8 protein-coding genes and 1 pseudogene are annotated in these 11,392 nt (G+C 71.4%); 5 read left to right on the forward strand and 4 right to left on the reverse strand.

Going from position 1 to position 11,392, the window contains the following annotated elements; translation table 11 throughout:
- Positions 1-243: 243 nt before the first annotated feature.
- Both dxs and AC5P09_RS06285 read left to right on the forward strand, forming a co-directional pair.
- Positions 244-2,172 (forward strand): 1-deoxy-D-xylulose-5-phosphate synthase, encoded by a 1,929-nt coding sequence (dxs, locus tag AC5P09_RS06280; RefSeq protein WP_493872828.1) that lies wholly within the window; start codon positions 244-246, stop codon positions 2,170-2,172.
- A 138-nt stretch (positions 2,173-2,310) separates the two neighbouring features.
- Entirely contained in the window at positions 2,311-3,834 is a 1,524-nt protein-coding gene (locus AC5P09_RS06285) for an amino acid permease (protein WP_493872829.1), read from the forward strand.
- A gap of 399 nt (positions 3,835-4,233) precedes the next feature.
- Here AC5P09_RS06285 and AC5P09_RS06290 read toward each other — a convergent pair.
- From AC5P09_RS06290 to AC5P09_RS06300, 3 genes and pseudogenes are all read right to left on the reverse strand, one after another.
- A pseudogene (locus tag AC5P09_RS06290) lies at positions 4,234-4,350 on the reverse strand (NTP pyrophosphohydrolase); the annotation flags it as partial.
- 51 nt (positions 4,351-4,401) lie between these two features.
- Positions 4,402-4,776 (reverse strand): PIN domain-containing protein, encoded by a 375-nt coding sequence (locus AC5P09_RS06295; protein WP_493872830.1) that lies wholly within the window; start codon positions 4,774-4,776, stop codon positions 4,402-4,404.
- A gap of 61 nt (positions 4,777-4,837) precedes the next feature.
- Positions 4,838-5,728 carry an NAD(P)-dependent oxidoreductase gene (locus tag AC5P09_RS06300; RefSeq protein ID WP_493872831.1) on the reverse strand — a complete coding sequence of 297 codons (891 nt, stop codon included), beginning with the start codon at positions 5,726-5,728 and terminating at the stop codon, positions 4,838-4,840.
- Positions 5,729-5,864: 136 nt separating this feature from the next.
- On the opposite strand from AC5P09_RS06300, the gene AC5P09_RS06305 reads away from it, so the two are divergent.
- Together AC5P09_RS06305 and AC5P09_RS06310 are read left to right on the forward strand one after the other, a co-directional pair.
- Entirely contained in the window at positions 5,865-6,881 is a 1,017-nt protein-coding gene (locus tag AC5P09_RS06305; RefSeq protein ID WP_493872832.1) for a PLL family lectin, read from the forward strand.
- Between the two features lie 194 nt (positions 6,882-7,075).
- Positions 7,076-8,197 carry a PLL family lectin gene (locus tag AC5P09_RS06310; protein WP_493872833.1) on the forward strand — a complete coding sequence of 374 codons (1,122 nt, stop codon included), beginning with the start codon at positions 7,076-7,078 and terminating at the stop codon, positions 8,195-8,197.
- A gap of 23 nt (positions 8,198-8,220) precedes the next feature.
- Here the strand turns inward: AC5P09_RS06310 and AC5P09_RS06315 are convergent, their stop codons facing one another.
- Positions 8,221-9,306, reverse strand: coding sequence for an LCP family protein (locus tag AC5P09_RS06315; RefSeq protein ID WP_493872834.1), 1,086 nt, complete (start codon positions 9,304-9,306; stop codon positions 8,221-8,223).
- A gap of 447 nt (positions 9,307-9,753) precedes the next feature.
- On the opposite strand from AC5P09_RS06315, the gene AC5P09_RS06320 reads away from it, so the two are divergent.
- Positions 9,754-11,382, forward strand: coding sequence for a stealth family protein (locus tag AC5P09_RS06320; protein WP_493872835.1), 1,629 nt, complete (start codon positions 9,754-9,756; stop codon positions 11,380-11,382).
- Positions 11,383-11,392: the final 10 nt, after the last annotated feature.

Genomic DNA, 11,392 nt, shown 5'->3' on the forward strand with positions numbered 1-11,392 from the left:
GTCGGGGTGCGGTGTTCTGGCGGCTGACCGGCCGTATGTGGCTGGTCGCGCAGTTCCCCGCGCCCCTGGGGAACCAATGTTGCCCGGCATCGAAAGGTGCCGGGCAACAGTCATGTCGTAGGAGCGCCGCAACTTGGGTACAGCCGATCGCGTGACGTATGACGCACCGCCCGGGCGCGGGTCGCAAAGGCGGAACATTAGACTCGACAAGCCCGGCAACAGCTCTACTGCAAGGAGGCACGGGTGCCGCTGCTGACCCGCATCAGGGGACCGCGTGATCTGGACCGGCTCAGCCTGGAGCAGCTGGACCAGCTGGCCGAGGAGATCCGGAACTTCCTCGTCGACGCCGTCTCCAAGACCGGCGGCCACCTCGGCCCCAACCTCGGTGTGGTCGAGCTCACCATCGCCCTGCACCGGGTGTTCGACTCGCCCAGGGACAAGGTGCTGTGGGACACCGGACACCAGTCCTATGTGCACAAGCTGCTCACCGGCCGTCAGGACTTCTCGAGGCTGAAGATGAAGGGCGGCCTCTCGGGCTACCCCTCGCAGGCCGAGTCCGAGCACGACGTCATCGAGAACAGCCACGCCTCGACGGTCCTCGGCTGGGCCGACGGCATCGCCAAGTCCCACCAGATCCTCAAACGCGACGACCATGTGGTCGCGGTGATCGGTGACGGGGCGCTGACCGGCGGTATGGCCTGGGAGGCGCTCAACAACATCGCGGCCGCCAAGGACCGCCCGCTGGTCATCGTCGTCAACGACAACGAGCGCTCGTACGCGCCGACCATCGGCGGCCTCGCCGACCATCTGGCCACGCTGCGGACGACGGACGGGTACGAGCGGTTCCTCGCCCGCACCAAGGAGGTCCTGGAGCGGACGCCCGTCGTCGGCAGGCCGCTGTACGAGACCCTGCACGGCGCCAAGAAGGGCCTCAAGGACTTCATCGCGCCCCAGGGCATGTTCGAGGACCTCGGCCTGAAGTACGTCGGCCCGATCGACGGCCACGACATCGAGGCCCTGGAGTCCGCGCTGGCCCGTGCCAAGCGCTTCGGCGGCCCGGTCATCGTGCACTGCCTCACCGAGAAGGGCCGCGGCTACCAGCCCGCCCTCCAGGACGAGGCGGACCGCTTCCACGGCATCGGCCCCATCCATCCCGACACGGGACTGCCGGTCAAGGCCTCGGGCGCCGACTGGACCTCCGTCTTCGGCGACGAGATGGTCCAGCTCGGCAAGGAGCGCGAGGACATCGTCGCGATCACCGCGGCGATGCTCCAGCCGGTCGGCCTGAAGAAGTTCGCGGACGCCTTCCCGAACCGCATCTACGACGTCGGCATCGCCGAGCAGCACGCCGCCGTCTCCGCGGCGGGCCTCGCCACGGGCGGTGTGCATCCGGTGTTCGCGGTGTACGCCACATTCCTCAATCGTGCCTTCGACCAGGTCCTCATGGATGTCGCCCTCCACAAGTGCGGTGTGACTTTCGTACTGGACCGGGCCGGTGTCACCGGTACCGACGGTGCCTCCCACAACGGCATGTGGGACATGTCGATCCTCCAGGTCGTGCCGGGGCTGCGGCTGGCCGCGCCGCGCGACGCCGACCAGGTCCGCGCCCAACTGCGCGAGGCCGTCGCCGTCGACGACGCGCCGACCGTGGTCCGCTTCTCCAAGGGTGCAGTCGGCCCCGCCGTACCCGCCGTGGGCCGCGTCGGCGGCATGGATGTGCTGCGCGAGCCCGGCACCGACACCCCGGACGTGCTCCTCGTCTCCGTGGGCGCGCTGGCGCCCATGTGCCTGGAGATCGCGAACCTCCTCGACAAGCAGGGCATCTCCACCACCGTCGTCGACCCGCGCTGGGTCAAGCCCGTCGACGAGGCCATGGCCCCGCTCGCCGAGCGCCACCGCGTGGTCGTCACCGTCGAGGACAACTCCCGCGTCGGCGGTGTCGGTTCCACGATCGCGCAGGCCCTGCGCGACGCCGGAGTCGACGTCCCGCTGCGCGACTTCGGCATCCCGCCGCGCTTCCTCGACCACGCCTCCCGCGCCGAGGTCATGGCGGAGATCGGCCTCACCGCCCCCGACATCGCCCGCCAGGTCACCGGCCTGGTCTCCAGGCTGGACGGCAAGTACGGCAGCACGGCGGCCGAGGTCGACTCGGTGGAGCCCGCGCGCGACTGACACCCCCGAATGGGCCGTTCGTACCACCCTTCACAGTGGTACGAGCGGCCCATTCGCGTGAATCCGCCCGCGTCGGGGCATACGCACTACGCCCCCTCTCGATCATGTCGAGGACGACAAAGCGTGGGAGGTACGCCCGTGAGCAGCACCCTCTTCCGGACGAAGAAGGTCGAGCAGTCCATCCTCGATACCGAGGAGCCAGAGCACGCGCTCAAGAAATCCTTGTCCGCGCTGGATCTGACCGTCTTCGGCGTCGGCGTCATCATCGGCACCGGCATCTTCGTCCTGACCGGCACCGTCGCCAGGAACAATGCCGGTCCCGCCGTCGCCCTGGCCTTCGTGGTGGCCGGGGTGGTCTGCGCGCTCGCCGCGCTCTGCTACGCCGAGTTCGCGTCCACCGTCCCGGTGGCCGGCTCGGCGTACACCTTCTCGTACGCCTCACTCGGTGAACTGCCCGCCTGGATCATCGGCTGGGACCTGGTCCTGGAGTTCGCGCTCGGCACGGCGGTGGTCGCCGTCGGCTGGTCCGGCTACGTCGCCTCGCTGATGGACAACGCCGGGTGGCAGCTGCCGGAGGCGCTCAGCGGCAGAGACGGGGCCGACGGCTTCGGCTTCGACATCCTCGCCGCCGCGCTCGTCCTGGTGCTCACCGCCATCCTGGTGCTCGGCACCAAGCTCTCCGCGCGTGTCACCTCGCTGGTCGTCGCCATCAAGGTGACGGTCGTCCTGACGGTGATCATCGCCGGTGCCTTCTTCATCAAGGGCGACAACTACGACCCGTTCGTCCCGAAGGCGCAGGACGTCCCGGCGGGCGACAGTCTCCAGTCCCCGCTCATCCAGCTGATGTTCGGCTGGGCGCCCTCCAACTTCGGCGTGATGGGCATCTTCACCGCCGCCTCGGTCGTCTTCTTCGCCTTCATCGGGTTCGACGTCGTCGCCACGGCCGCCGAGGAGACCAAGAACCCGCAGCGGGACATGCCCCGCGGCATCATCGGCTCCCTCGTCATCTGCACCACGCTGTACGTCCTGGTGTCGATCGTCGTGACCGGCATGCAGCACTACAGCGAGCTGTCCATCACCGCCCCGCTCGCCGACGCCTTCAAGGCCACCGGACACCCCTGGTACGCGGGCTTCATCAGCTTCGGCGCCGCCGTCGGCCTCACGACCGTCTGCATGATCCTGCTGCTGGGCCAGACCCGCGTCTTCTTCGCGATGAGCCGCGACGGACTGCTGCCCCGCTTCTTCTCGCAGGTCCACCCGCGGTTCAAGACCCCGCACCGGCCGACCATCCTGCTGGGCGTGCTCATCGCGGTCCTCGCCGGCTTCACTCCGCTGAGCGAACTCGCCGAGCTGGTGAACATCGGCACGCTGTTCGCCTTCGTGGTCGTCGCGATCGGCGTGATCATCCTTCGCAGGTCCCGCCCCGACCTGCACCGGGCCTTCCGCACCCCGTGGGTGCCGTTCATCCCGATCCTGTCGGTGTGCGCCTCGCTGTGGCTGATGCTCAACCTGCCCGCCGAGACCTGGTTGCGGTTCGCCATCTGGATGGCGGCCGGTTTCGTCGTGTACTTCCTCTACGGCCGCTCCCACAGCCGTCTGGGCGGGCGGCAGGAGACCGAGGTCGGCCAGGTCGTGAAGCCGCCGAACGGCAGCGAGGGCTAAGCCACCGGCGCTGCGGGCCGCGAGCGCCCGTGCCCTCGGAAACGGAGGCCCGGGCGGGTCGTTCGTCAGGTCGGCCTGACGGTCCGTGGACCTGTCACCTCGGCCCTCAACTCGTCGACCCGACACGGTAGTTCGTGGTCCGTTGTTCCGTCCAGTACCGGGTGGTCAACCGTCGGTGCTGCGGGCCGCGAGCGCCTGGGCCCCTGGAAACGGAGGTCCGGGCGGGTCGTTCGTCAGGTCGGCCTGACGGTGCGTGGACCTGTCACCTCGGCTCCCAACTCGTCGACCCGACACGGTAGTTCGTGGTCCGTTGTTCCGTCCAGCCGGGTGGTCACCCGTCGGTGCTGCGGGCCGCGAGCGCCTGGGCCGCTGGAAGCGGAGGTCCGGGCGGGTCGTTCGTCAGGTCGGCCTGACGGTCCGTGGACCTGCCACCTCGGCCCCCAACTCGCCGAGCTGGCGCCGTAGTTCGTGGTCGGTTGTTCTGTCCAGTACCGGGCGGTCACCCGTCGGTGCTGCGGGCCGCGAGCGCCCGGGCCCTCGGAAGCGGAGGCCCGGGCGGGTCGTTCGTCAGGTCGGCCTGACGGTGCGTGGACCTGCCACCTCGGCCCCCAACTCGCCGACCCGGCGCCGCAGTTCGCGGTCCGCCGTCACGACCAGCACCGGACGGTCACCCGCCTGGCCCGTCAGGGCCACGATGTGGTCGTCCCCGCTCCCCGGCGCGGCTTCCACCCGCACCCCCGGTACCGGCTCCACGCCACGGGCCGCGCCCTCGACGACGAGGACGATCTCCACTGCCCCGGAACGCCCCGGCACCCCGTCCGCCGCCAGCCGGTCCCGCAACCGCTCCGCGGCCCCTCGCCGGTCCCGCCACCACCCGTCGGGCACCGACCCGACGACGTTCGCGGCGTCCACGATCACGAGCAGGGGGGCGTTGTCGTCCATACCGGCCAGGGTCCCACGGCCGATGGGGGACCGGGGTGCCTGTTCAGTCCTCCCGCTCTGTTCAGTCCTCCCGCTTCTCGTCGAAGCTCGCGAAGTACGCCGCCACCATGTCCTCGTCGGCGTGCCCCTGCGCGGCAGCCCGCTCCAGCCGTTCCGCGCTCGCGACCGCCACGTCCAGCCGTACGCCGTTCCGCTCGCCCGCCTGGACGATGAGACGGGCGTCCTTGGCGGCGGTGGCCACCCCGAACTGGGCGGGGGAGAGCCGGTCCTCGAGGACGAGCGCGGCCTTGGCGCGCAGATAGCCCATGTCGAGCGGGCCGCCCGCGATGAGGTCGAAGAAGTTCTGCGGGTCGACGTCGAGGGCCTGGGAGAGGGCCAGCACCTCGCCGGTCGCCGCGGTGGCGGCGATGACCCAGCTGTTGGCCACCAGCTTCAGCCGGGTGGCGGAACCTGCCGCGCCGTCCTCGCCGGTCCACACCGTCCGGGCGCCGACCGCGTCGAAGACCGGCGTCACCGCGGCCCGGCCCTCGTCCGGTCCGGCGGCCAGCACGGTCAGCTGGCCCGCCTCCGCGGGCTGCCGGGTGCCCAGCACCGGCGCGTCGAAGAAGACCAGGTGCTGCTCGCGGGCGAAGTCGGCCAGTTCGCCGATCGCCTCGATGCCCGCGGTCGTCGACTGCGCCCAGGCGACGCCGGGACGCAGGCCGGGCACCGCCGCGCGCATCACGTCCAGGGCGGCGGGACCGTCGTACAGCATGGTCAGGACGACGTCGGCGCCCCGCACCGCCTCGGCGGGGGTGTCGGCGACGTACGCGCCGTCGGCGGCGAGGGGTTCGGCCTTGTCACGGGTGCGGTTCCAGGCCCGGACGGTGTGTCCGGCGCGGACGAGGTTGCGGGCCATCGCGGCCCCCATGATCCCGGTGCCGAGAACGCTCACGGTGCGGGTGTCGGTCATGACGTCAACTTCCTGTCCTCGTACGGTGCCGACTGCTGCCGACCAGCCTGCCCGATCGGGGCGGAAGCCGTCGGGGCGCCTCCCCGCACCCGGGGCCAGGCGGTGTCGGGAAACCCCCTCCGCTTAGAGTGAACCGGTGAACGGCGACTGGCTCCTACGCGGCCGAGACGGCCGCCTCAGTGTGTATCTGCCCGCGGGCGACGCCGTCCTGTGCCGCGCGGAGCGCGGGCCCGGCGGGTCGTGGGAACCCGCCCGCCGGGTGGGCGGCGACCAGAAGCTGCAGCCCGTGCTCGCGGTCGGCCAGGGTGCCGACGGCTACGCCCATCTGGTCTCCTGGCGGCCCACCGCCGCCGGCGAGTGTGGCCTGGTGCACTCCACGCACTTCCGCCCCCGGCTCGCCGCCCTCGACTGGCTGTCGATCGGGCACCCCAACAAGAAGGGCGCCCGCACCGGCACGCCCGCCGTCGCGGTCGACGCGCAGGGCCGCGCCCATGTCTTCGTACGGAACAAGGGCGGCGGCGTGAGCATGGTCGCCCAGAAGGAGAAGGGCGGCTGGGACCCCTGGCGCGACCTCAAGGGGAGCGGCGTACAAGAGGACTTGGCGGCCGTGACGGGGGAGTCCGGACGCGTCGAGCTGTACGCGGCCGTCCCCGGCGGCATCCTGCACTGGCGGCAGGAGAAGCCGGGCGCCCAGCCTGTCCTGGAGGAGACGATCGAGGCCCCGGTGCGGCCCGGCACCCTGCGCGCCCTCGCCACCTCTCCGGAGAGCACGACCCTCTTCTTCGCCGACACCTCCGGCGACCTGTGCGCCTGGCGGCCCGGCGCCAAGCCGGTCACGCTCCTCGCGTCCGCCGGCCCCGGCCCGGTCTCCGCCGTCCGCTGCGAACTCGACGGCCACGACTGCACGTTGATCGCCCAGCGCTCCGCGAGCGGCCGGGTGGCGTTCGCCGCGTACCCCACCGAGCAGGAGTCGGCGGGCGCCTGGTGGACCGAGTCGGGGCCCCAGCTCCCCGCGGACGCCGAGGTGTGCCTGGCCGTCGACGAGGACGACCGGGTCGTCGCGGCGACGCTCTCCCCGTCGAACGGGCAGCTGCTCCTCACCCGCCGCAAGGCGGAGCCGGGCCTGGCGCTGGAGGCCTGGCGGCAGGTGTGAGAGCGAACCCGCAGCCGGCGCCCGTCGTACGCGAACGGCCGGCGGCCGGGCTCCCGGGGTGCACGTGTCCCGCACAGGGTCGCCATGCGTTGTTCACCGAACGCTCATTCTATGATGGGCCAGCTCGGCCCCGCACACGGGTTCGGGACTGGCAGGTCAGCCGGCCGAGCGTCACGGAAGGGGCAGGTCACGTCATGCGGACCAGATCCGGGCGCGCCGCGCCCCGCGGGAGAACGGCCGAGGCCGTCGAGCGCACGGCGGCCGAGGACCACGCGGCGCAGGGCACCGTGGACGGCCGCTGGCTGACCCTCGGCAAGGACGGCCGTCTGACCGCCTACGCCCGCACCCGGGCGGGCCTGCTGCGGTGGACCGAGGTCCGGCCGGGCGGCCCGGCATGGACGGGCCCCGACTTCTTCCCGGTCGCGAACCTGACCCACCTGTACCTCGCCCAGGGCAGCGACACCTACGTCCACTTCCTCGGCCGGCGCGAGGTCGCCAGGGGCGACGGTCCGCCCGCCGTCGACGTGGTGCACGCCGTCCAGTACCAGACCGGCCGCCCCGTCACCGAGTGGCGCTCGCTCGGCAACCCCCACCAGGACCGCGAGAAGGCGGCCCGCTTCGGCGTCCCGGTGGCCGCGGTCGGCACGTCGGGCCGTGTGCACGTCTTCGCGCGCAACGCCGGTCGCGGGGTGATGCTGCGCCGGGAGGCCCCCAGCGGGAAGTGGGAGCCGTGGAAGGACCTCACGGGCAGCGGCGTACGGGACGGACTCGCCGCGGTCGCCCACGACACCGGGCGCATCGAGCTGCTGGCCGGCGGTGAGCAGGCCGCGATGTGGTGGCGCCAGGCCGAGCCCGACGGCGACTTCGGGCCGGAGCCGAACATCCCGGTCCGGGTGGCGCCGGGCACGGCGAGTGTCCTGTCGACCGGGCCCGACCGGGCGACGTACTACTGGGCCGACCCCGACACGGGCGGGCTCGTCGCACACCGTCCCGGCGGCTGGGTGATTCCGCTCGGCGGCGCCCCGGCGGGGGATCCGGTCGCGGTGCTGCGCGCGACGCTCGACGGCTACGACTGCACGCTGCTGGCCCACCGCGATCTCGACGGGCAGGTCATGCTCGCCGCGTTCGGCACCGAGAACGAGCAGGGGGGCGTGTGGTGGTCGCCCACCGGTGAACGCTGCCTGGGCGCTCCGGCGTTGGCGCTCGACGGCCACGGCCGTGTCGTGCTCGCCGTGCTCGGCCAGGACGGAGCGCTGCACATCTCCCGGCAGACTCCCGAGCCGGGGTTCTCGCTGGCCCCGTCGATCCGCGTCTGACGGCCGACAGGGCCCGCGGGGTGTCAGCCGCCGGCCGGTGACTTCTTGGCCGACTCGGGTACGTCCTGGTCCTTGCGCAGCGCCTCCCACAGCTGTTCGGCCTGCGGCTGGGCGGCGACCACCCGGTTGGGGTCCTGCTCGTCGTACTTCACCGGCAGCATGATCGTCTCCATGGCGGCCGGGTCGACCCCGTTCATGCTGCGGCCGAACTCGGCGAGCTGGGTGAGGGAGGCGAGCTCGGAGTCGGTGGTGAGGGACTCGGTGAGCTCGTTGGCGATCTTGAACGTCTTGGTGGGGCTGCCCAGCAGGTCCTGCTGCTTGATCTCGGAGAGCAGGGCGATCATGAACTTCTGCTGGAGGCCGATGCGGCCGAGGTCGCTGCCGTCGCCGTGGCCGTACCGGGTGCGCACGAACTGCAGGGACTCCGTGCCGTTCAGCCGGTGGGTGCCGGAGCCGAGGTCCAGGCCGCTGTTGCTGTCCTTGATCGGTTCATCGAGGGTGACGGTCACGCCGCCGATGGCGTCCACGAGGCCCTTGAAGCCGGCGAAGTCGATCTCCATGTAGTGGTCCATGCGGACCCCGGACATCTGCTCCACGGTCTTGACCACGCAGGCCGGACCGACCTGCGAGTAGATCGAGTTGAACATCACCCGCTGCGCCGAGGACACCTCGGTGCCGTCGGACTTCGCACACGCGGGACGGGTGACCAGGGTGTCGCGCGGGATGCTGACGGCGACGGCCTTCGTACGGCCCTCGGGTATGTGCATCACCAGCGCGGTGTCGGAGCGCGCTCCGGAGACCTTGCCCCCGTCCAGCGCGGCGTTGGCGCCGGCGCGCGAGTCGGAGCCCAGGACCAGGATGTTCTGGCCGGAGGTGGGCAGTTTCTCGGGCCGTTCGCCGCCGATCGCGTCGTTGATGTCGACGCCCTTGATGTTGCCGTCGAGGTCCTGGTAGAGCCAGTAGCCGGTGCCGCCCGCGGCCAGTACGACGGTGACCAGGCCCAGCGCCACCCAGCGGCCCACGCGGCGTCGGCGTGGTGCGGCGGCCCTGCGGCCCGACGGCGCTCGCCTGGATCTGCGGGGGCTGGTGTCCGTCGGGGCATGCGTCATGCCTCGGTCCTCTCTCGCTCAAATGGCTCGTTGCCTGGTCCGTACGTGGGGGGCACGAGTGCGGGGAGAGGGGCCGGGCCGCGCGGCGGTGAACGCCGTGATGTGCCCGAACTATAGACGGCTTTCCGGGTGGGGCGGTGCCGGGTGTCCGTTAACCCGCCCGATTCCGGATGTTCAATGGTTGCACGCGTGGCCGTGTGTTTTGGGTTACTTGTGATTGCTGTTGACAGCTATGTGAACCCACGGTGATGATGTGCCGGACCTGTGAAGGTTAAATCTTAGGTGTGAATGAAACGCCGACGACACAGTCGGCCGGGTGTGGTCGCGGATTCGAGCCGGGGGGCACGAGGGCGGGCGGCCACCATGCTCACCGTCGGCCTCGGCCGGGTGAGGAACGAGGGGGAGTGGCTGAGGTGCTGCGTGCGTCGGGCCGTGAAGGGCGGCGGCGTGACGGCCGTATCTGATCACGTCGTCCAGCAGGCGCCGGGCGCAGCCGTCCGCACCGGGCGGGGCGAGGGTGGACATCCGCGGCCGGCCGCGGCCGAGCCGACGACCCTCACCCCCGAGCACGGCGACGTCTACGTCGAGCCGGGACTCACCCCGCTGGCGGCCCGCGAGGCCAACCGCTCCGCGCTCACCGCCCTGCTCGACACGGCCGGCGTGGCCCACTTCGCCGTCCGCGGCACCTCCGACCACGGCACGGTGATCGCCGTCGCCGAGGAGGACCGGGACCGGGTGCTGGCCGTGGTGTTCCGCGGGCTGAGCCAGTTCCCGGGCCACCTGAGCGTCATCGACCCGGACGCGCCGCGGCCCGCCAAGCCCGTCTCCTCGCGGGACGCCAAGGCCTGGCGCACGGTCAACGGCGCCCGGATCCTGCAGATCAGCTGGTACCGCACCGACCCGGGCCGGCACCTGCTGCTCGGTCACGAGTACGGCTGCGCGATCGAGTTCTGGCAACGGCACGGCACCCACCTGGTCGCGCCCCGCGCCAACCGCGCCACCTGGGCCGTCGCCGTCGACGGGAGGAACGTGCTGGGCGCCGCCCGGCTGTTCAGCCGCTTCGTGTCGGACTGGACCCCGGCCCCGCTCGCGCCCGCCCTGGCCACCCGCCCCGAGTTCCTGGTGCACTGCGCCGACGACATCGCCTTCCCCGTCGACGCCGTCTACACCTGGGTCGACGGCGACGACCCGGCCTGGAAGCAGCGCAAGGCACAGGCCAAGGGCGAGGTCTACCACGCCGAGTCGGCGAGCGACGCCCGCTTCATCAGCCGTGACGAACTGCGCTACTCGGTGCGCTCGATCCACCTGTTCGCGCCGTGGATCCGCAACATCTACATCGTCACCGACGACCAGGTGCCGCCCTGGCTGCGCGAGGACGTGCCCGGGCTGCGCATCGCCACGCACCGGGAGATCTTCCGCAACCCGGCGGACCTGCCGACCTTCAACTCGCACTCGATCGAGAGCCAGTTGCACCACATCGAGGGCCTGGCCGAGCACTTCCTGTACTTCAACGACGACATGTTCATGGGCCGCCCGGTGGCCCCGCACGCCTTCTTCACCCCCACCGGCACGGCGCGCTACTTCCCCTCGCGCAACCGCATCCCGCAGGGACCGGTCGCGGAGACCGACACCCCGGTCGACGCCGCGTGCAAGAACAACCGCGCCCTGCTGCTCGAACGTTTCGGCAGAGTGATCACCCAGCCCATGGAGCACATCCCGTACGCGCTGCGCCGCTCCGCGATGGAGGAGGCCGAACGCGACTTCCCCGAGGCCTGGGCGCGCACCTCGGCCAGCAGGTTCCGGGCGATGACCGACCTGTCGCCGACCTCGTCCTTCGCGCTCTACTACGCGGCGCTGACCGGACGGGCCCAGCCCGGCTCGATGCCCTTCACCTATCTCCAGCTCGCCGTGCCCGACCTCGCCGACCGGCTGCAACGCCTGCTCGACGGACGTGACCAGGACACCTTCTGTCTCAACGACGCCTTCTCCACACCCGAGGACATCGAGGCCCAGCAGGAGCTGCTGGACGGCTTCCTCGATTCCTACTTCCCCACACCCAGCCCCCACGAGCGATGAAACGGAGTTC

The sequence above is a fragment of the Streptomyces sp. a15 genome (assembly GCF_059026085.1).